The following is a 21,175-nucleotide window of genomic DNA, read 5'->3' on the forward strand; positions in this document are numbered from 1 at the left end:
AAAGCCCCGATACCTAACGGTATCGGGGCTTTTTGTTTATGTTATGACATATAAACATTACTTAGGGTAATTTTGTTTTAATTGAAGTTAGTTTATTCTGATTTCACTAATTTCTTACTCAAGTTTGTCATAATCAAGGTCTTCAGATATGAAACGTTATCTTCTTATGTTTTTATTATGTATAAATTGGAGTTTAATTGCTGAAGAAAAGAACCAACTTAGTTTTGACGAATTGATGAGTGAAGGTTTTAATAATCTTTTAGTGAAAGACTTTAAACAGGCTGAAACAGATTATTTAGAAGCAATAAATCGATACTGTCCTATTGTTGATAAGAAATGTTCAATGGCCTATTCAATGATGAGGGATATAAATCTTTATCAAGGTGATGCGCAAGGAACATTAAAGTATGCGGTAATAGTTGATTCACTTTACCACGAAGAGGAAGCTGCTTCTAAAGCCAATTTTCATCAGATATGTAAAAGTGATTATTTCGAAAAGTATAAGACCGATTTTACTGTATTCTGTCTAAATAAGTGAAGAAGTAGGGCCACATCCCATATTAAAAAAAATGAAAATTAAAGCCCCGATACCTAACGGTATCGGGGCTTTTTGTTTAGGGTTAAAAGCTATTTTGTTTACCCAATTAACTATTAAACAATATTCGCCACGCAACGTGTTCATGAGTGTTTATAAACCGTTAAGCCTAGCATGGGGATGCTTCGCCCCCATACCCTCATGTATAATTTATCTGAATACTCACTTCACTTGTTGATAAATTACCTTTAGCTTTGGTTCTTAGAGTTATACTTTGTTTTACCTCGCAATCAACTCATTAAGTTCTTTTACTATTGGATGTTCAGCATCTTCTTCTTCAGCCTTGTCCCTAATTCGTTTGATTTTATCTATATCGTAACTAGACATGCTTTCTGAAAAAAATTCCTTTTTAATTTTTATCGCCGTTTCGACAAGGCCTTGCGTTTCAATAACAAAGCCATTCGCAGCTGTGGACTCTAATTTTCCACCGCATATTGCAATTGTTACAGCAAGAGCAAAAAGTGAAGATCTGAAACCAAACTTTATTGGACTATTATAGTTAATAGAAGCAATTTTCAGAGAGTCAGAATGTAGTGGTCAAGTTAAATTGGCCACGGTTTTATAGTTTAGCCAGTACCTTTTCTCTGACTCGTTTGGTGTTAAACCGCCATTATGTTGATGCGGCCTAACGTGGCTGTAATAGCCAATAATATATTTCGTTATATCTATCTTAGCTTCATTAAAACTTCGATAGCCTACCGTTGGCACCCATTCGGTCTTCAAACTTCTAAAGAACCGTTCCATTGGTGCATTATCCCAACAGTTACCGCGACGACTCATGCTTTGTGTTATCTGGTAACGCCACAGTCGTTGCCTGAACTTTCTGCTTGTGTAATGACTTCCTTGGTCACTATGAAACATAACGTTATCAGGTCTACCACGAAGCTCATAAGCCATCGTTAATACTTTGGCGGTTAACTCACTATCAGGTGAATGTGACATAGCCCAACCAATAGGTTTACGAGCAAACAAGTCAATTACCACTGCTAAGTACGCCCAACGGTTGCCAGTCCAAATATAAGTCACATCACCACACCAGACTTGATTTGGCTCAGTAACATCAAACTGACGCTCTAGCAAGTTAGGGATTGCCACATGCTTTTTAGAGCCTTTCTTATAAGCATGTTGTGGCAATTGGCAGCTAACCAGTTCTAGGTCTTTCATAAACCTTGTCGCGCGATATCGGCTTAACTGAAAACCACGCTGCGTTACAATTTCAGCAATGGTTCTTGCACCTGCGGAGCCTCCACTTAGTTCATGCGCTGACTTTACTTCAGCTCGCAACTTAATTTCTTCTGGAGGCAATGACGTATCACGCAAGCACCAGTATTTATAACTGCTGCGATGGACATCAAATACATCACACAACGTTTGAATCGAATATCTGGCTTTATGGCTCTGATTGAGTTTTTCGATTAATTCGAATTGTTCAGTGAGTCCGACATCAACAGAGCCGTAGCCTTTTTTAGAATTTCCTTTTCTAATTCAATGCGCTCAATCTTCTTCTCAAGCTCACGTATCTTAAGCTGCTCAGGGGTCATAGGTGTCGCTTTCGGGGCTTTACCTTGGCGCTCTTCTTTTAACTGTTTAACCCACTTACCAATTGTTGAAAAACCAACATTCATGGCCTTGGCTGCTTCTTCATGAGTGTAACCATGGTCGACCACCAATTGTGCCGTTTCCAATCTAAATTCTGGACTGAAATTTTTACGTGACTTCTTAGCCATTATCTTCACCTAATACTGCTATGAATTAATCATAACATCCTCTAATTAGGTGGCCAAAATCACTATGCCACTACAGCTTGAGGCTTTGCTACTGGGGTAACTAATTCAGGTATACGACTTACTGTTTGTTTATGGCTATCAATGCGGTTACTGCTATTAATATGCTGACTGAGAATGAAGTGTCCAATTGAGTCGAGCTCTTGTTGGCTAAAATAAGGTCGAGTGTCATACACATTCACTTTGCGTAAAAGTTTATTTCCTAGCTTCATTATTTTATGAAGCTTATCGACTAAAAATTCGGATTTCACTAATTGTTCTGATACGACTTTTGGCATAGTGTTTCTATCAATGATCGCATCACTTGATACTACGCAGAGGTGATCCCAACGGCGACCATTGAAACCTTGTTGAATACCTAGCATCTTGCCAAGAATTTCTACTTTATGATGCTTGAGTAGTTCTTTGAGTAATAGCTGTTGCAGTTCAACTTGCTTGATTGGCGAAGGCATGCCAGACCATTGTTGATTAAAGCTTCGAGTCCATTCACCCTGTTTATTAACCTTCACATTGCCTTTAATACTTTTTGATTCAACGAGTACAAAGCCATAGGGGTAAACGATTAGGTGATCGATTTGGGCGGTTTCATCATTAAAAGTGAATTTGAAATCATTGATGACCAGAATTTCAGGATTGTCTTTGAAAGCTCGGCGAAGAAAAATGCCACATTCTGCTCTTGCTTTTGACCAGCGACAGCTTGAGGTGTTTGAGCATTTTGAAGTGTTTTATTTTTGAGAATCATTTATCAACAGCATCCATTCATAACTTGATAATAATCAGCACCATAATAGTCATAAACTGGCTTTGAAAGCTATAGAATGATTTCCTATTACTAAGGTTAAACCTCATTCCTTAAAATGCTCTGTTGGTCTCTAACCTCAAAGCTAAATCTAAGTTTCTTGTAAAAGAACTCTTAATATATAAGAAAGCCTCGATACCTAACGGTTTCGGGGCTTTTGTTTTGAATAGTAAAAATTATAAGGCTCTCTATTTAAACCATTTACCTTGCGGGTTCCAAACATTCCGTTGGAAGTTGCTGAGGTCGTTGAAGAAAATAGCGTAAGCCTGACAGGACGTCAGGTTAGCTTCCGTTTGGCCATGGATGGCCTATCGGAAGCGTTAGTTATTTTTGAATAAGACCGAGGATGACAACTTCGTCGGAACGGCAAGGGATGTCGAGAAGGGAAATGCTGTTGTTTCCCTTTCGTCACTCTTTGTAACAGATAAGGGGCGAAGCACCACGACTTTTTCTTTCGGCCCATAAAAGTCGAATAAGCGAGGCATCTATACGCATTCACGGTTAATGGCTTTGAGTAAAAGCCGTGAGAGTTACACCAAGGTTTATGGCATACTGGTTTTCATGCTATGGATCATTTTAATTATTGTCATTGCCGGCTGTGTATTCTTGCCTGGCTTGTGGGTCAAGCACATCATGGACAAGTTTCAGCAACCCGCTAATCGCTACCGCCAGCAAGGCAGCGGTGGTGAGCTTGCTCGTCATCTGCTGGACCGTTTTGGCCTCAATGAAGTCAAGGTTGAAGAGACTCCCAACGGCGATCATTATGATCCTGCCGACAAGGCTGTTCGCCTTACACCGGATAACTATTCCGGTCACTCCCTGACTGCTGTGACTATTGCCGCCCACGAAGTAGGGCATGCTCTACAGGATTCACGCGGCGAGACGATGTTTATCACGCGACAAAAGCTCGCTAGAGCCGCAATGGTCGGTGAACGTCTTGCTGGCATAATGATGTTCGCGGCGCCAGTGGTGTTTATGCTCACCCGTATACCTCAGGCTGGCGCGTTGACCATTTTGATTGGCGTGTTATCGATGGGGTTGAGCACTGTTGTGCATCTGGTGACCTTGCCGGTGGAGTTCGATGCCAGTTATGGCAAGGCGCTGCCGATACTAAAAGAGGGCAACTACCTACACGACGGTGACCTAAAACATGCGGAGAAGATTCTCAAGGCGGCCGCGCTGACCTACGTAGCAGGCTCGCTGGCCAGTTTGCTCAATCTTGGCCGCTGGATAGCGGTGCTGCGTCGCTAATAAAGTGATTTGTGTCAGAGTAAACTTTTAAATATCTCCATATTAATAATATGAAACTTGAAAGCCCCGATACCTAACGGTATCGGGGCTTTTTTCTGTTGGGTATTTAATGAACCGTTTTCTCTACCCCAATTTATTCAGGCATAATATATGGCACGAACCCGAACACTACTCTGTGACCTCTACAGTTGCTGCAATTCATGTTCTTTAATGTATCCACCACGTGTGCATAAGCCATATTAGTCGACACGGTAATTCGTTCTATTTCTTTGCCTTCTTTGTCATACAAAATTTCATTTTTTATCGATTCTTGAACTTCGGGTTGTTTTATTTCGACTGGTGGCTCTGACCCATCCAATATGGCCACCAATTTATTCCTGATTGTCACCGAGTCTCGCACGTCACTTCGTGAGGCTTTTTCCATCCACTTTTCTGCTAACTCAAAATCTTGATCCACATACATCCCATACATGTAATACAAGCCTAATTGATAATGTGCGGGTGAGAAGTCTAAAAGAGCTGCCTTTTTTAAGTAGTAAATGCCGCGACTATGACTCTCGTCTACACCATTACCGAGCAAATAAACATGTGATAACGCCATGTGAGCCAATGGAACATCTTCCTTAGAGAACTTGCGAAATGTTCGAACTTCTTCTGCGCATGTGCTCCGACAAAAATCTGAAGATGCAAAAGAAAATGTCGTTGTTGTAACAAACAGCAACAAGGCATAAATAGTGAATTTCATATTCAATCCTTAAATAACTTATTCTACAGTTTTAACTTTTACGCAGCGTAAAGCCCGATCTGAATCCATCCTGTTTTGTTTTTATCTTATTTATGAATGTCAGGGAATAGTACATATGTACTTAATCGTTCCGAACAAGTGGGTCAGAGTAAATTTTCCTTTTAATCAACTAATGATGAGCTATTGAAATTTGTCAGCATGCTGACTTTTAAAGCTCAGTTATAACTGAGTTGCTCTTTATATTTTTTATATGACATTAGTGCCAATAGAGCTTGTTCTAGCTCACTCTATTTCCTCTAGTAAATTCTTGTCTCGTGAGTTTTAAATTTCTTCAAACGAAGAATAATGAGGAAACTTTTGTAATGGCAATGAAATGAATATGTAAAAAGGTTTATAAGCTGGCACTATGTGATTATAATTTAAAGATAAAAATAACTCCCAGTATGACCCTCTAGGAGGCTTAAATGGCCTGTTCAACTGCTTCAAGAATAAAACTGCTTACCATTGCGTGGATTTGTATCGTTGTTACTGGCTGTGGTGAAGCACCAGCGCCTCAAGCTTCCATGTTGCCGAGTGTGATTGTTAGCACTGCACATGTTCAAGAAATTCAATCAAAAAGTGAAATTGTTGGCCGAACCCGCGCATCAGAAGATGTGATGATAAAGTCTCAAATTCAAGGGCAGTTACTAAAGCGAACTTTTGTTGAAGGCGATGATGTCAATCAAGGGGATCTACTATTTGAAATCGATCCAGCTACCTATATTGCAGAATTAGCTCAGCAAAAAGCAGTTTTAAAACAAGCCGTAGCTTCCAGAGATGTCGCTGTAATGAATTGGGAGCGAGGTCGTCGCTTGTTACCTGATGGCATGATCAGTGCGCAAGACATGGATGAACTGACTTCACGCAAACTCACAACTGCAGCAGGGGTAGTACAAGCTGAAGCGGCGGTGAGTGCTGCAGAGTTGCAACTTAGCTACACTAAAATTTACGCGCCAATTTCAGGACGAATTAGTAATTCGAAAGTCAGTACCGGCGATATTATTAGCCCACAATCAGATATGGCGAACTTGGTTCAATTACAGCCAATGTGGGTTAATTTCCAAGTCGCAGAAAGAGCACTGATCACCGCCCAGCAAAATTTCTCTAAAGCGTTATCTAGAGACATTAAAATCCAAGATATTGTGATTAATCTGCGTTTACCTAACGCGACCATGCATAAAGAAACCGGCTATATCGACTTTGTGAGTAATAAGGTTGACCCAACCACAGGTACTTTGCCTTTACGTGCAACATTTGAAAACGCTGGTAATTTCATGCTGCCGGGAATGTTCGTTACCTTAATCATTGAATCTCCTGTTAAAGAACAAGCGTTGTTGATCCCTCAAGCCTCGGTGCAAGAAGATCAACAGGGTCGCTTTGTGATGGTGCTAAATGAGAAAAATCAAGTTGAGAAACGCATTGTGGAACTTGGTGAGAGATTTGGGGTGGAGTGGCGAGTCTTAAGTGGTCTCGATGGCGGAGATCGCATTGTTGTCGATGGTCTGCAAAAAATTAGACCCGGTATTGAGGTGAACGCTGTTGAGCAAGAGATTGTGCCTTTTCAAGAAGCTAACCAAACAAAGTAGGGGCTTATTATGATTAGTCAGTTTTTCATTAATAGGCCTAAGTTTGCCTTTGTGATCTCTACTGTGTTGACCTTAGTTGGGCTTATTTCTATCCCTATATTGTCAGTAGCAGAGTTCCCGGAAATTGCGCCGCCGCAAGTCAGTGTATCGACCAGTTATTCTGGTGCTAGTGCCGATATTGTTAAAGATACCATTGCTCAGCCTCTAGAGGCGGAAGTGAATGGCGTTGAAGGTATGTTGTACATGGAGTCAAAGAGCGCGAATGACGGTAGTTATTCGCTCAATGTGACCTTTGAAGTAGGCACTGACCCTGATATGGCACAGGTGAAAGTGCAAAACCGTGTCCAACAAGCTATGCCAAGATTACCGGAAGAGGTTAAAAGACAGGGCGTAAAAGTTGAAAAGCAAAGCCCGAATATCTTGATGGTGGTCAACTTAGTTTCTCCTAACGAAACCTTTGATTCACTCTTTATTACAAACTACGCCGGGCTAAACGTTAAAGATGCGTTAGCACGTCAAAACGGGGTATCAAAAGTACAAATCATCGGTGCGCTCGATTACGCAATGCGTATTTGGCTCGACCCCGATAAAATGGCTAGTTTTTCGATCACTGCCACCGACGTTATCGGTGCTTTGCAGGAGCAAAATATTCAAGTAGCTGCTGGGCGAATTGGTGCAGCACCAGTTGACCCCGACCAACAGTTTCAATATACCTTGCAGACTAAAGGGCGTTTAAAGAATCCAAAAGAGTTTGCCAATGTGGTGGTACGTGCTAACGACGATGGCTCTAAAATTATCGTTGGTGATGTCGCCCGAGTAGAGCTAGGTTCGCAAACCTATGATGCTCAAGGTAAGCTAAATAATAAACCTTCAGCGATTATCTCTATCTATCAATCACCGGATGCTAACGCCTTAGATGTAGCAACAGGTATCCGTGAGCAGATGGAGCAATTATCAGCGAACTTTCCTAGAGACCTAGAGTATGAAGTACTCTATGACACCACAGAGTTCGTTGAAACCTCAATTAATGAGGTGGTACAAACCCTGTTTATCTCTGTCGCCTTGGTGATTTTTGTGGTGTTTATCTTTTTACAAGATGTACGCTCTACACTGATCCCAGGTATCGCAATTCCGGTCTCCTTGATTGGTACTTTTGCCTTCTTACTCCTGTCAGGAATGAGCATCAATACGGTATCGCTATTCGCGCTTATCTTAGCGATTGGTATTGTGGTTGATGATGCAATTGTGGTGGTCGAAAACGTCACGCGCCTGATGCAAGATGAAGGTTTGTCGCCTAAAGAGGCGACTTCTAAAGCGATGCAAGAGGTCACTGGGCCAATTATTGCAACGACTTTGGTATTGCTTGCGGTCTTTGCACCAACGGCGGTGATGCCGGGTATTACCGGGCAGATGTACGCCCAGTTCTCGGTGACTATTTGTATCTCTGTACTTATTTCATCGGTTAATGCGTTAACTTTAAGTCCAGCATTATGTGCCTCAGTATTGCGCCCACCTAAAGAGCATACCGAAGGCTTTCATGCCAAATTCAATAAACACTTTAATGTATTTACCGGCAAATATACCAAGTTAGTGCATGTGCTTACTCGTAAGTTAGCACTGGTTCTGGTGGTGTTTGTTGCTTTGTTAGCGGCAACGGGCGGCTTAGCTAAAATCTTGCCTTCAGGTTTTGTACCTATGGAAGATAAAAAAGCCTTTATGGTTGATATCCAGCTACCCGATGGCGCGTCACTTAACAGAACAGAAGATGTGATGCGAGATTTGGTTGAGCTGACATTGGCTGAACCAGGTGTTGAAAATGTTATTCATGCTAGTGGCTTTAGTATTTTAACTGGCTCAGTGGCATCAAACGGTGGCTTGATGATTGTTACGCTATCTACTTGGTCTGAGCGAGAGTCGCCTGATATGGCCGAACATGCAATTGTGGCTAAACTTCAGGCTAAGTACGCAGCTAATCCTTCGGTGAAGGCGATGGCGTTCTCTTTGCCTCCAATTCCTGGGGTGGGTAGTGTAGGCGGCTTTGAATTTGTGTTGCAAGACACTCAAGGGCGGAGTCCGCAAGAGTTAGCATCGGTAATGCGAGCACTGATTATGAAAGCGAATGAGCAGCCTGAAATCGCGATGTCGTTTAGTAATTTCCGCGCCGATGTGCCGCAGATGTTTGTTGATGTGGACCGCGACAAAGCGAAGGCGTTGGGTATTCCACTCAATGAAATATTCACCACCATGCAGACTATGCTTGGCTCAATGTATGTTAATGACTTCAACCGCTTTGGTAAGGTCTTTAGGGTGATATTGCAGGCAGAAGCTGACTTTCGTAATTCAGATAGGGATATTGCTCGTTTCTATGTGCGCTCCTCATCGGGTGAAATGGTGCCATTGAGTACCTTAGTGACAGTAACGCCGATTCTGGGGCCAGACGTGATGAACTCATACAATATGTTTAGTTCAACCACCATTAACGGTTTCCCAGCGCCAGGCTTTAGCTCAGGTGATGCCATTAAGGCGATGGAACGTGCAGCAGCACAAACATTGCCAACGGGTTACAGTTACGAGTGGACGGGTCAAACTTACCAAGAGATCAAAGCCGGTAACTTAGCGCCGTTAATCTTTGCTTTAGCATTGGTATTTACCTACTTATTCTTGGTAGCACAATATGAGAGTTGGACTATACCGTTTGCGGTAATGCTGGCGGTTCCTATTGCGATACTTGGAGCTTTCCTCAATATCTGGCTAGTGGGCGCAGAGCTCAACTTATATGCCCAAATTGGTCTGGTACTCTTGATTGGTCTTGCCTGTAAGAATGCCATTTTGATTGTGGAATTTGCCAAGCAATTGAGAGAAGAGGGCAAGAGTATCCTCGATGCTGGTGAAACTGCGGCAAGATTGCGTTTTCGTGCCGTACTGATGACCGCTTTCTCATTTTTACTCGGGGTGTTGCCGCTGGTTGTCGCCACAGGTGCGGGGGCGGGTAGCCGTCGTGCATTAGGGTATTCGGTATTTGGCGGTATGTTAGCAGCCACCATTGTTGGTACCTTACTGGTACCGGTATTCTATGTGATGATGCAGACGTTACGTGAAAAATTCAAAGGTAAAGCTAAAGTGGAAAGTTAGTGTTGATAGTTAGCTTTCCCGATAGCGAAAAAGTGAGTTTAAGGCCTGCAAATTAGCAGGCCTTTTTATCGGCTGTCTCTTTTTTTAAAGTGGGAGCAGAGAAAGTGAAAAGGAGGGGGCTGAATCAACTTTCTTTAAGTCATTTAAGATCACCTCTATGATCAGATGAATTGCATTCATGTGTTGATGAAATTTAATCAATTCATCAATCAAGTTTGTTTATTTACAATTCATTGAATTGGAATCATAAACAAATAGAAGTTGCAGTGAATGAATATCATCGAATTGATAACCAGTAATATCTCTACCATTTTGGCGTTGGTGGCCACCGGTGTTTTCGCTGGTATTTTGGCGGGCTTGTTAGGTGTGGGCGGCGGTATTGTGATTGTGCCTGTGCTGTTTTTCTTGTTTCAAGGATTTGGCGTGTCAGCTGAATCTGCCATGCTGGTTGCAACAGCGACTTCACTTGCCACTATAGTACCAACGTCTGTTAGTTCAATACTTTCCCACAATCACAAAGGCAATGTTGATTTTGAGCTATTCAAACATTGGGCGCTATTTATCTTGTTTGGCGTATTGGCTGGCAGTTGGTTAGTGACTCGTGTTGATGGCACTTATCTGACGATGTTGTTTGGTGTTATTGCGACGCTATCTGCATTAAACATGTTATTGAGAACGGGTAAGTCAGTGCTCTATCAACAATTACCCGGTAGAGTTGGGCAAACTGTGATGGGCACTTCGATTGGCTTTTTCAGTTCAATGGTGGGCATTGGCGGCGGCACTATTTCGGTGCCATTACTGACGCTTTATAATTATCCTGCTCACAAGGCGGTTGGCACTGCTGCTGCAATTGGGCTGATTATTTCGTTGCCTGCGGCGCTCACTATGTTGGTATTAGGCAGTACTCCAAGCGATGCGCCAACTGGCACTTTGGGTTTGGTTAATCTGGTGGGATTTATCTGCATTGTGCCGCTAACAGTATTATTTGCACCTGTTGGGGCCATATTGGCAGTCAAATTGGATGCGAGAAAATTGAAGAGAATATTTGCAGTAGTATTGCTCATAACAGGCTTAAGAATGTTAGCTCAGTTGCTTATATAAGCATTTCCTATAAACTGCTTTAGAGACTTAAGATTAGTTTATAGCTATAGTGTTCTTGTTGAACACTAGCTTATTTTACAGACGACTGGTGTGTTGCTTTGGTTCTCGGGTTCGTCAAGGTCAGAGTAAACTTTTTCAATCTATCTCAAGTGGTTCTGCTGGCTAAATGTTTCCCTTTAGTCTGGCGTGGGCTATGTGCCACGACTTTCTGTATTCGAAAACAAGTTAAAAAGTGAGGTCAAAATAAACATCTCACAGAATCATATCACTTCATTTTATTAATATTATGAGAGTGATAATTGAAAGTCTTGTCCCTTCATTATTTGCTTTGACGCCTTCATTTTACCGTGACGTTACAACTACCTTATAAAACTGATTTCGTCACCCACCATAGGCTTTCGAGTCAAGTGTTTTAGTGTGGTGAGGTGGATTTAAACATTTGCTTTTTCACTGCTAGTTGTTGGCTTAATAAAACCAACCCCTTTTCAACATACCACTACATCTTCACCTAATACTGCTATGAATTAATCATAACATCCTCTAATTAGGTGGCCAAAATCACTATGCCACTACACATATAAGACTATTAATATCTAGGATATAGCCGAGAATTTAAAAATTTCTCTTGAGTTTCATAAAAGGATTCTCAATACAAATGTGTAAAATATATGCACTTAATACACTTGATAAAATATAAATTACTACGAATTGCAATATTGAGTTCGAAAGTTGAAGACTACACGGGATAACGACCATATGAATTGCGTAAAGTGGATATGAAATCTTTGAGATGAAGTGGCTTATTTTTGAGCTTAGAATTTTATTGATTAGGCTTTTAGAGTAGATCGCTCCGAGGATTAATAAGCTATATAAAGCGATAGATATTGTAATTATGAAGATAGTAAGAAGCCAGTTAGCATTATCACTAGCATAGCTTTGTGAGGATAATATAAAGGTAAGCAATGCTAGAGAAAAAGAACGACGATATTTCCTTTATTTTTTATCCATAAGGGAATTCCATCTCTGGCATAAAAGATAGCCAGTATCATACCGATAAACAGCCCCAAAAAAGCGTAATGAAATGGTGCTCTGTACTTCCAAAAAAAGTGACTATATGAAATGAAGCTGAGTTCTTCACTAAGACCTATGTATTGACTGTAAAGTATTAAACTAATAACGGTAAAAGTGATTATCAACAGGATTTTACTGTTAACTTTTAAAAAAATAAAGTATGAGGGGAGCTAAAATATAAAACTTAATTTCTGAAGCCAGGCTCCAAAGAGATACAATAAAGTTAGAGCCTAAGTAATCTTGTAAGAATACGCTGTGAATAGCTAGATCATAAGTAACATTATGGCTATGTATACTATATATACTGGCAGGAAGTAACAGTACTACGGCAATAGAAGCATAGTATATTGGCAAAATTCTAAGGCACCGTTTATAGATGTAACTTCTTATGAAACTCTCGAATTTTGAAGGTTCGTTAGGCCATCGGTTATGCAAATGGTAACCAATTAAAAAACCGCTTAATACAAAAAACAAATCTACACCGCTCCAACCATTAATCATGAATATTACAAAAGGAGAGTCGATATTAATATTGAACTTTTCCAAAGCTCCTTTAACTCCATGGCGAAAAAGAACTAGTAAAATTGCTAGAGCTCTTATTCCAGAAAGGGGTCAATCATCATAGGTGGATTTTTAATAATCAATCATTGGCCTATATGTTTTCACGTATTGACTTTTTCTAAGCTTCCATATACATGTATCTACGATATAGTGATGGAAATTAATGCTTTGGTAAGCAATGACAATTAAAGGTAATGATGTGTAAGGAGACAGCTGCTTGATAGACCAATCTACTCCAGAATAAAAGAAATAAGTAACGAGAATAGAAACGGAGAAATAGCAAAAAACTCTTAGATACCCTTGCTGGCTTAACCAAGAAATAACAGGGTGGTTTTTATCAAACCCTTTTTGAAATTTCTGTGAGTTGTAATGCCATACAAAAGAAATATATTGAGAGTTATGCCATATATTGATAGCAAGCCAACCAACATTAATATCGATGAATAAAGCATAAGCTACCCAGTATATTGTTTGGTGGCTTAGTAAATACCCGAAATGTCTTGGTTTTAATTTACCACTACGAAGAGCTCCTATTTGGTTATACAGCCATATACACTGAAGCATAATTGCTATACAAACCAGTGCGATAGCAACAGACATAGATATTGGAAGAGTTCTTACTTCCATAAATAGGAACGTATTTGGATTCCTTGCTGACATGAATGAGAAAGCAGCTATGGGTACAGCATAAAATACTATTCGATTAAATAGTTCATTGCCACCTTCACAGCTTTGGACTTTATATCGTATGGCTTTTGACACGCCTTCGCTTTGCCGTGTGTAATGCCACCATTGCCAATGAAGGTATATAGTTGATATTAGCCATGAAGAGTTAATGTAAATACATGTAAAAACGAAAGCTATGACAATAAATGGTAAAACTAAGGTCAAAAATCGCGTTTCTGAATCACTTAATTGTGATATGCCTAGTCTTGTATAGGTTGAAATAACGTGATGATAGCCTAAGAAAAATATATTTAGTGAAAATATAAGGCTGTACAAAATTGGGGAGGTGTTAGCAATAGACGCAACTGCAATAGCAAATATAGGTAATAGTAAGATAAAAAATACGTCAAACTGAGGATTTCTAAAAGAAGAGTGTGAAATCGCTGACATTAAAAAAATCCTTTTATTTCAGGGGAAATGATTTCCTAAAAGAGCTCAATGACGTTTGAGTTGCTTACTTACAAAATAGAATACTTAAAGTCAGTCTATCATTTTTCTGTTTTTAGTTGTTACTATTTCTTAACGGTTGTTTCAGTATCTGCATAAAAAGTGCATATTAAACACTCTTTCAAATTTTTGCCTTTGTACCATCGAATAAGTAACTGTTATAACACAAAATATGGCGGCATTTCTTCTAACAAATTTTATATCTATGTCCTGATTCATTGGTTAAAGGCGACGAAATGTTAAAAAAGAATAGTTGGGGGGAATACATGAGGGTAGAGCAAACTCTTTCAAGCAATTTCATTATTGTTAATTGTATTTTTGTATATATTGCAGAGAAGGATACATTACCTCGTCAGGCTGAAATTGTTAAGGCTAGAAACATAAATTCGTGGTAAAAAGCCTTTTTCTACAGCGATTTATTCTGCCCCCTAGTGTAAAATTCATTGCTGATCTTCGTGGGTACGAGCTTAGTTAACCTTTTTTATAGCTATTTGTTTAGTTTTATATTTAGACTTTCCATTTTGATACCTATTTGCTATCTGTTTAGTTTCTCACTTTAGGATGATTGGACAAGTGCTCCGGCTGAGCACTTGCCATTAACTTTTCTAGCGTAGGATTTTAAGCTTTTATCGTGTGCTCATTGATAGTTCTTTTCTAACGATGTCAGCTCCAGCTGTTAACGCCTGTAACTTGCCTCTTGCGACATCACGTGATAAAGGTGCCATGCCGCAGTTAGTACATGGATAAAGCTTGTCTGCATCCACATATTTGAGGGCTTCACGCAGGGTTGCTGCGACTTCTTCAGGTGTTTCTATGATGTCGGTGGCGACATCAATTGCACCCACCATGACCTTTTTACCGCGAACCAGTTCTAGTAGCTCGATGGGCACATGGGAGTTATGACACTCTAGCGAGATAATATCGATAGTAGACTGCTGCAACTTAGGGAAGGCCTGCTCGTATTGGCGCCACTCTGTGCCTAAGGTCTTTTTCCAGTCTGTGTTGGCTTTGATGCCATAGCCGTAGCAAATATGCACCGCGGTTTCGCACTTTAGGCCTTCGATAGCTCGCTCTAAACACGCAATCCCCCATTCATTCACTTCATCAAAAAATACATTAAATGCGGGCTCATCAAATTGAATAATATCAACGCCAGCAGCTTCTAATTCTTTGGCTTCTTGATTAAGGATTTTGGCAAATTCCCAAGCCAGTTTTTCACGGCTGTGATAGTGGTCATCATAAAGGGTGTCTATCATGGTCATTGGGCCGGGTAGTGCCCATTTAATCGGTTGCTTGGTTTGCTGACGTAGTATTTTGGCATCCTCAACAAATACCGATTTAGGACGAGAAACAGCGCCCACGACAGTAGGCACACTCGCATCATACCGATCACGAATTTTAATGGTTTTACGTTTTTCAAAATCAACGCCAGTTAAGTGCTCAATAAAGGTGGTCACAAAATGTTGGCGGGTTTGCTCGCCATCGCTGACAATATCAATACCTGCTTGCTGTTGTTCATGCAATGACAGACGCAGCGCATCGTGTTTACCATCAATTAACTCTGCACCTTGTAATTTCCAAGGTGACCATAAGGCTTCTGGTTGTGCCAGCCATGAAGGCTTAGGTAAGCTGCCAGCCGTTGATGTTGGGAGTAGTGTTTTAAACGTATTTGTTTTCATAATAAATGCTGCATTACCTGTCATTTTATGGAAATTGATTGAAACCGATTCATTGAAACGTGTTGTTATAAATAGAAAAATTAAATCGCGTAGTTAGCAGACCATTGTTCGAGCATGGTTTGGTAAGGTTTGATGAAGTGTTCTTCTGCAAACCTTCCTTGCTTGATGGCTAATTTACTGCGTTCTTCTCGGTCATAAACAATTTGTGTTAATGAGTGGTCCTGATTCTTCAAGTTAGGCTGATAGCAGTTGCCTGCCACTGCATTGGCGTTATAAATTTCAGGTCGGTAAATCTTTTGAAAGGTTTCCATGGTGCTAATCGTGCTAATTAACTCAAGGTTGCTGTAATCATTGAGCAAATCACCGAAAAAATAGAAAGCTAGTGGCGCAACACTTTTAGGCGGCATAAAGTAGCGAACCTGTAAGCCCATTTTTTTGAAGTACTGCTCGGTTAATGACGACTCATTCGGCTGGTATTCGTAACCTAATAATGGATGTTGATTACCCGTTCGCTGGTAGGTTTTGTTGTCTGACACACTCAGACAAATAACCGGTGTTTTTTTGAAGTGCTGCTTATAGGTATCTGAGTTCACGAAATACTTAAACAATTTGCCATGCAGATCGCCAAAGGTATCAGGGATACTAAATTGGCTTTGACCTTTATTATGCTCAGACAGTAAGACGCTAAAGTCATAATCTCGCACGTAAGATGAAAAGTTATTGCCGACAATGCCTTCAATCCGTTCCTTGGTGTGATGATCTACAATATGGGTTTTCAATATCTCAATTGACGGGAAGGCTTCATTATTTCCATCAATTTCCATATCTACAGAAATGATTTCAAGTTCGACAGAATATCGTTCGCCTTTTGGGTTATCCCAATAGGCGAGAGCATTAAAACTGTTATCGATCATCGTCAATGCGTTTCGTAAGTTCTGCTGACGACTTTCGCCTCTGGCTAAGTTGGCAAAGTTAGTGGTAATGCGAGTGCTGTCTGATGGTTGGTAGTTTTCATCAAGACAAATATTTTTAATCGAAAATGTAAAATCGTTACTCATGATCTGCTATCCCTTTTCGTAATAAACCCTGAACCTGTCGCTAATGCTTACTTGGCTTTCAAATCCTTTTGAAAGTGCTCTGCGATTAGCCTTCATCGTTTTTTGTAAGCTGAGTGTGTTTTATACGTGTTTAGGTAGATGATGAAAATTGATTAAATTTCCGCTGCAACATGAGCGTTGTTCATGTTGAGGATGTCAAGAAAATAACTTGGCTTAACTATAAGATTTTAAGGGTTTTAAGTGTTTTTTAGATATTTAGGTAAAGTGAGGTAAGGGCTGAATTTAGCGCTTTATGATGAATTAATTATGTTGTGGAGTGAGTTTCAATAGCTTAAAAATTAGCGCACTTAAAAATAAAGCGCTAAAGTTTTAAGCTAATTCTCAGATACGTTTATTACAATTCACACCTTATTGTGTATTTCACCCGTTAAAGAGGGACTTGTTATCAAGGATACAACTCAATCTAGTCAGTCAACTAAGTCTCGCAAGCCTTGGATTGTGTTAGGCGTCATTGCTGCCATTGTGATGTTAATTGCTGTGGTATTTAGTGTATTGCCGAAAGGTTTTAAAACGACACATGAAGATATTGGTTCTGGTAAACCCGTTTTAGTGTTTGTTTACGACCCTAACCTTGCAGTGAGTAACAGTCAGACTGAGCAAATGAATACAGCACGTGCGACGTTAGGTGATGACGTGTCATTTTTGATTGCGAGAATAGGGACGCCAGAGGGCGATCAATTTATTCGTAAATATCAAGCAAGACCAGCAGAGCTACTCATGTTTGAGCCCGCTGGTAGTTTGGTAAAAAGGCAATATGCCTTAATGCAATCCAATGAAATCATGCAGTGGGTAAATTATTGAAATAGCTAGTTAAATAGCTAAACCTCAAAGCGTGATATTTCACAGCTTTAGTCATTAAAAAGGGTCGAATGGTTTCATTCGGCCCTTTTTATATGTTAACTAACAGTCATAACTTAATTGATATTCAATTTTTGGCGACTTTTTGCTGCCAATATCCATCGGCTTCTTGAATAAATTGCGTTTTATTTTCGAGCCAGTTTTCTCGCACACTTAAACTGTAGTTTAAATATAGTTTGTCTTGATACACGGTAAAAGCTTGTGGATCACTGCTGACAACAAAGCCGCTGCTCATGGCGTAGGCGCAATAACCGCCGTATTGTGGAATGTAACGTTCGGGCGATTGTTCAAACTGTTGTTGATGTTGTTTAGTTGCAAACAACCACTGTGAGCCTTGGTATTCTGTTTGGAATGCTGTACTGCCTTTAACTGCTTTATTATCAGTAAAATACGCAACGACATCATAACCTGTAACCGCATAGCCTTGGTCGTTATAAATTGGCTTGTCACTCAAGCTAGTGCATCCCATCAGAGCCATGGATAAACCGAGTAATATTAAAAGGCGGTGTAATGTTCTCATCTTATTTCCTTTGATGTCCCTTGACTGATGACAATCACTGTTTAAGTCATTGGTAAATAAGACCCCGCAAACGAGAAAAACATTTCATTGTTGGGTATATCATGGAGGAGGTTATCTTTGGGAGTTTTAACGGCATCCCCTGTTATTGCAGGGCACATTCTCCTTGGCTGAGCTCATTTGTTAATTTGCGTAGCATTGCTTCATCAGTAAAACCACGGCGTTTAGCCAGCACATGACCTTGAGTATCGAGCACTAAGGTGGTGGGGAACCCTTTAACACCGCCACTTTTACGGGCAAATAGTTGTGTGCTTTGCTGAGAGGGAATCGTTTCTGAAAAATGACGCAACTCTCGTTTGAGTTGTCTTTTAGAACCTTTATCTCCAACTAAAGTAAAGTGGACTCTGTTACCGCACTCACTGACTAGTTGAGTAATGATCTTGCCCTGCTTTTTGCACCAACTACAGTCAGGTTGAAAGAACATCAATACGGTGGGCTTTTGTGAGTGATAACTGACGGATGACTGACTGGTACGCAAATCCTTTAGCTGGATTTGCGCCACAGACAGTTCAGTGCTGTTGTTACCTGCACTGGCAGTGCTACTAACAGCTAACGCTGTCAGTAGCACTAGGTTGTTAAAGCTTGCCTTCAATGCCAACATAGAATTCACGACCGTGAAGTGGACCATATATGTAAGCAACGTCATAGCCGCCATCAGCATCATAAAACAGTGGTGATTCCCCTTCTTCAATTTGGGTATAGTTAAAGATATTTGATAAGCCGCCGTAGACTTTGATTTGGTCTGTTAGGCTGTACTGTACTTTTACATCAGATACTGTAAAGGCTGGTGCATCTTGGCTTTTAAGCGAGCTAGGGTCACCTTTGATGTCATAACCTTCGTAACCGTAATCGGTTAAGTCACGCTCGCCAAACCATGTGGTATTCCAAAATACGGTGAAATCGTCAGTTTTCCACTCAAGCTCAATACCTGCACGGGTTTCAACCGGGGCAATTGAGTATGAAGAGCGAAATACGTCGTTATAATCAAAGTATTCAGCACTGGCATTAATGGTAAGCTCATCAGTTAGGCTGTAACCCGCCACGATGTCGACTGTAGTGACTGATGCATCTTCATCAAGCTGAGTCAGAATTGGTACACCGTCGTCAGTTTCTTGCAGTGATGCTAAGTTTTGCACTTTTGAATGCGCGACAGAGAAAGTTCCCGTTAATGTGCCTGCATCATAGCTTAAGGCATAGTTAGCTGATAACGATTCTTCTAATGAATCGACGTCAATCAGGTAGCCTTTTTCAGAGTCTAGAATACCGTGGTCAGTTTCAAAGAATGATAATGGCGCGCGGTAGCCTCGACCTGCAGACAAGCGTGAAGTCCATTCGTCGGTATGGAAGTAACGCATATCGACGCGAGGTGCGATAAAGGTTTCGTCGATTTCAGTGCCTGGTTTTTTGTCATCAACAAAATCAGCGGTCACTTTGTCTACCCTAAGTGCCATCGCGATTTCAATATCGTCAGTAGGAGTCCATGTATCTTGAATGAATACGCCTTTTACATCGTAATCAAATGAGTCACTGACATAAGCTTCAACGTCATGCAGCGCATCGGTATGCGAGCGCATTTCTTCGGTGCGAATATCTGCGCCGTAGGTTAAAAAGTGATTGTCGGTCAGTTCTGTATCAAACTTAGTTCGGGCATAGTACATGGTGTCTTTTGCACGGTAATCAATGCCTTCATAAAAAGAGTCTTGCTCATGTCTTGCATAGCTTACGGCAAACTCAGAGGTGGTGTAATCGGTTAGTTCGCTTAACCATTTAATGTAGGCTTCGTCACGGTTGGTTTCAATCCACTCAGTGGTTTCCCACGCTTTACCTATGTACTCATTACGGACATCATCACCAACAAATAAGCTATCAGACTCTACGCCATCATAGCTGCTGATCGCCTCTTGAATAGATCCAACATTGTCGCCAATCACAGGGCCACCAAAGATCTCGCTCCGCACCTTTGCTACACGCAGGTGAATGTTATTGGTGTCGTTTAAATCATGGCTGACTAACGAACTGACGGTATAGTTCTCTTGGAAAGGCGCTTCACTAACACCATTATCATCATGATCTTCCTGATCTTGTTTATCATATTGGCCGATTAAGGTGATACCCGTTTTGCCGTCATCTGAAATTCCTGTTGCCATTCCTTTCATTGCGGTGAAGTCATGTGATCCCTTAGCGATATCAACAGACACTTCGTTTTCGTAGGCTTGTTTAGTGACAACGTTAACGGTTCCGCCAATCGCTTCAGGGGCAATTAAGGAAGCGCCTGCGCCACGCGCGATTTCGATACGGTCAACACCCGTGGTTGAAATCGCATCAACCGCATAGTAACCAGAAATCATAGTATGTGTTGGTAGGCCATCTACTAAAATCGTCGTATGTTCGCCTTTCATACCATTGAGCATGATGCGCTTAACACCACACATTGAACATTCATTTGAAACATTCACGCCGGGTTCATTATTGATTGCATCAGTTAAACTCAAGGCGTTTTTGTTTTGAATCATCAGTTCATCCAACACTTCTGTTTTTTGAATGACATCTTTCAAACGACCATCTTGCTGTAATTTTTGACGCACACCTCTGACTTCAATTTTCTCGATTTCATCATCGGTGGCTGTGGTCTCAGCTTGAGCCGAAAAGGTCAGTGCGCTGAGTATTGCTGCGGCTAAAATTGAATGCTTCATATTGTCAACTTTTGTGATTGTTAGTGTATGTAAATGTTGCTTTCGTGCTGCACTTGTTAAGCTTGTTGCAATTTTATGGCGTAGATAAAGCTGATACAAATGATAATGATTAGCATTTGTTGTAATTGTGGGCTGGTGCACAAAGGTGTGAATTACTTGGCTTTATAGATGATCTCAGATCAATAAATGTTGTGATTTATTTTGCTGTATTTGGTGTGTAAATGACATATATCAGCTGAAAGTGGAGGGTTTTGTGATTTAATAAACTGTCAAGGATGTTAATTTTAGTATTTTCTTTATCATGTTTTTGGGCATTAAAAATGCCATTTAAAAGCTGTAATCACTTTTCCCTACATGATTAGAACGGCTTGTTCTTCAATTGAAACAAGCATCTATCGAAGATTTATTACTTC

15 protein-coding genes and 1 pseudogene are annotated in these 21,175 nt (G+C 40.6%); 6 read left to right on the forward strand and 10 right to left on the reverse strand.

The window, feature by feature from the left end; genetic code table 11:
- The first annotated feature begins 148 nt into the window (after window positions 1-148).
- The gene (locus tag ACGEDC_RS11145) at window positions 149-538 is read left to right on the forward strand and encodes a hypothetical protein (RefSeq protein WP_394493234.1); all 390 of its coding nucleotides are present in this window, start codon (window positions 149-151) and stop codon (window positions 536-538) included.
- A gap of 594 nt (window positions 539-1,132) precedes the next feature.
- Here ACGEDC_RS11145 and ACGEDC_RS11150 read toward each other — a convergent pair.
- Window positions 1,133-2,322 (reverse strand): IS3 family transposase gene (locus ACGEDC_RS11150; RefSeq protein WP_394493236.1). Its coding sequence is split into 2 segments (ribosomal slippage): window positions 1,133-2,064 and window positions 2,064-2,322, totalling 1,191 coding nucleotides; the frame shifts between segments, so codons are not numbered across the junction.
- A gap of 122 nt (window positions 2,323-2,444) precedes the next feature.
- A pseudogene (locus ACGEDC_RS11155) lies at window positions 2,445-3,121 on the reverse strand (nuclease-related domain-containing protein); the annotation flags it as partial.
- Window positions 3,122-3,688: 567 nt separating this feature from the next.
- On the opposite strand from ACGEDC_RS11155, the gene ACGEDC_RS11160 reads away from it, so the two are divergent.
- Window positions 3,689-4,429: a zinc metallopeptidase gene (locus tag ACGEDC_RS11160; protein WP_394493238.1), complete on the forward strand. Its 741-nt coding sequence runs from the start codon at window positions 3,689-3,691 to the stop codon at window positions 4,427-4,429.
- Between the two features lie 133 nt (window positions 4,430-4,562).
- On the opposite strand, the gene ACGEDC_RS11165 is transcribed toward ACGEDC_RS11160, so the two are convergent.
- Entirely contained in the window at window positions 4,563-5,174 is a 612-nt protein-coding gene (locus ACGEDC_RS11165; RefSeq protein WP_394493240.1) for a tetratricopeptide repeat protein, read from the reverse strand.
- Window positions 5,175-5,638: 464 nt separating this feature from the next.
- Between ACGEDC_RS11165 and ACGEDC_RS11170 the strand changes: the two genes are divergently transcribed.
- The 3 genes from ACGEDC_RS11170 (at window position 5,639) to ACGEDC_RS11180 (ending at window position 11,032) form a co-directional block, all read left to right on the forward strand.
- Window positions 5,639-6,799: an efflux RND transporter periplasmic adaptor subunit gene (locus tag ACGEDC_RS11170; protein ID WP_394493242.1), complete on the forward strand. Its 1,161-nt coding sequence runs from the start codon at window positions 5,639-5,641 to the stop codon at window positions 6,797-6,799.
- Between the two features lie 9 nt (window positions 6,800-6,808).
- Complete coding sequence (locus ACGEDC_RS11175) at window positions 6,809-9,931, forward strand: efflux RND transporter permease subunit (RefSeq protein ID WP_394493244.1); 3,123 nt, start codon at window positions 6,809-6,811, stop codon at window positions 9,929-9,931.
- Window positions 9,932-10,201: 270 nt separating this feature from the next.
- Window positions 10,202-11,032: a sulfite exporter TauE/SafE family protein gene (locus ACGEDC_RS11180; protein ID WP_394493246.1), complete on the forward strand. Its 831-nt coding sequence runs from the start codon at window positions 10,202-10,204 to the stop codon at window positions 11,030-11,032.
- 1,209 nt (window positions 11,033-12,241) lie between these two features.
- Here ACGEDC_RS11180 and ACGEDC_RS11185 read toward each other — a convergent pair.
- The 4 genes from ACGEDC_RS11185 to ACGEDC_RS11200 all read right to left on the reverse strand — a co-directional run bounded on the left by ACGEDC_RS11185 (window position 12,242) and on the right by ACGEDC_RS11200 (window position 16,574).
- Window positions 12,242-12,703, reverse strand: coding sequence for an acyltransferase family protein (locus ACGEDC_RS11185; protein WP_394498318.1), 462 nt, complete (start codon window positions 12,701-12,703; stop codon window positions 12,242-12,244).
- Window positions 12,704-12,736: 33 nt separating this feature from the next.
- On the reverse strand, window positions 12,737-13,780 hold the full coding sequence (locus tag ACGEDC_RS11190; RefSeq protein ID WP_394493248.1) for a hypothetical protein: 1,044 nt from the start codon (window positions 13,778-13,780) through the stop codon (window positions 12,737-12,739).
- A gap of 683 nt (window positions 13,781-14,463) precedes the next feature.
- A complete protein-coding gene (locus tag ACGEDC_RS11195) occupies window positions 14,464-15,516 on the reverse strand; it encodes a methionine synthase (RefSeq protein WP_394493250.1) in 1,053 nt (350 codons plus the stop codon).
- Window positions 15,517-15,596: 80 nt separating this feature from the next.
- Entirely contained in the window at window positions 15,597-16,574 is a 978-nt protein-coding gene (locus ACGEDC_RS11200; RefSeq protein WP_394493252.1) for a DUF1852 domain-containing protein, read from the reverse strand.
- Window positions 16,575-17,072: 498 nt separating this feature from the next.
- Between ACGEDC_RS11200 and ACGEDC_RS11205 the strand changes: the two genes are divergently transcribed.
- Window positions 17,073-17,435 carry a hypothetical protein gene (locus ACGEDC_RS11205; RefSeq protein ID WP_394493254.1) on the forward strand — a complete coding sequence of 121 codons (363 nt, stop codon included), beginning with the start codon at window positions 17,073-17,075 and terminating at the stop codon, window positions 17,433-17,435.
- Between the two features lie 124 nt (window positions 17,436-17,559).
- Here the strand turns inward: ACGEDC_RS11205 and ACGEDC_RS11210 are convergent, their stop codons facing one another.
- The 3 genes from ACGEDC_RS11210 to ACGEDC_RS11220 all read right to left on the reverse strand — a co-directional run bounded on the left by ACGEDC_RS11210 (window position 17,560) and on the right by ACGEDC_RS11220 (window position 20,762).
- On the reverse strand, window positions 17,560-18,012 hold the full coding sequence (locus tag ACGEDC_RS11210) for a YHS domain-containing (seleno)protein (protein WP_394493256.1): 453 nt from the start codon (window positions 18,010-18,012) through the stop codon (window positions 17,560-17,562).
- A 142-nt stretch (window positions 18,013-18,154) separates the two neighbouring features.
- On the reverse strand, window positions 18,155-18,670 hold the full coding sequence (locus ACGEDC_RS11215) for a TlpA family protein disulfide reductase (protein WP_394493258.1): 516 nt from the start codon (window positions 18,668-18,670) through the stop codon (window positions 18,155-18,157).
- A complete protein-coding gene (locus ACGEDC_RS11220; protein WP_394493260.1) occupies window positions 18,645-20,762 on the reverse strand; it encodes a TonB-dependent receptor plug domain-containing protein in 2,118 nt (705 codons plus the stop codon). Before ACGEDC_RS11220 ends, ACGEDC_RS11215 begins: the two co-directional genes overlap by 26 nt.
- Between the last annotated feature and the right edge of the window lie 413 nt (window positions 20,763-21,175).

The organism is Shewanella sp. ENK2 (assembly GCF_043568515.1).
GTDB lineage: Bacteria > Pseudomonadota > Gammaproteobacteria > Enterobacterales > Shewanellaceae > Shewanella > Shewanella japonica.

Coding starts and splice junctions, on each gene's coding strand:
- ACGEDC_RS11145 (WP_394493234.1), top strand. CDS start 149: ATGAAACGTTATCTTCTTATGTTTTTATTATGTATAAATTGGAGTTTA.
- ACGEDC_RS11165 (WP_394493240.1), bottom strand. CDS start 5,174: ATGAAATTCACTATTTATGCCTTGTTGCTGTTTGTTACAACAACGACA.
- ACGEDC_RS11170 (WP_394493242.1), top strand. CDS start 5,639: ATGGCCTGTTCAACTGCTTCAAGAATAAAACTGCTTACCATTGCGTGG.
- ACGEDC_RS11175 (WP_394493244.1), top strand. CDS start 6,809: ATGATTAGTCAGTTTTTCATTAATAGGCCTAAGTTTGCCTTTGTGATC.
- ACGEDC_RS11180 (WP_394493246.1), top strand. CDS start 10,202: ATGAATATCATCGAATTGATAACCAGTAATATCTCTACCATTTTGGCG.
- ACGEDC_RS11190 (WP_394493248.1), bottom strand. CDS start 13,780: ATGTCAGCGATTTCACACTCTTCTTTTAGAAATCCTCAGTTTGACGTA.
- ACGEDC_RS11195 (WP_394493250.1), bottom strand. CDS start 15,516: ATGAAAACAAATACGTTTAAAACACTACTCCCAACATCAACGGCTGGC.
- ACGEDC_RS11200 (WP_394493252.1), bottom strand. CDS start 16,574: ATGAGTAACGATTTTACATTTTCGATTAAAAATATTTGTCTTGATGAA.
- ACGEDC_RS11210 (WP_394493256.1), bottom strand. CDS start 18,012: ATGAGAACATTACACCGCCTTTTAATATTACTCGGTTTATCCATGGCT.
- ACGEDC_RS11215 (WP_394493258.1), bottom strand. CDS start 18,670: ATGTTGGCATTGAAGGCAAGCTTTAACAACCTAGTGCTACTGACAGCG.
- ACGEDC_RS11220 (WP_394493260.1), bottom strand. CDS start 20,762: ATGAAGCATTCAATTTTAGCCGCAGCAATACTCAGCGCACTGACCTTT.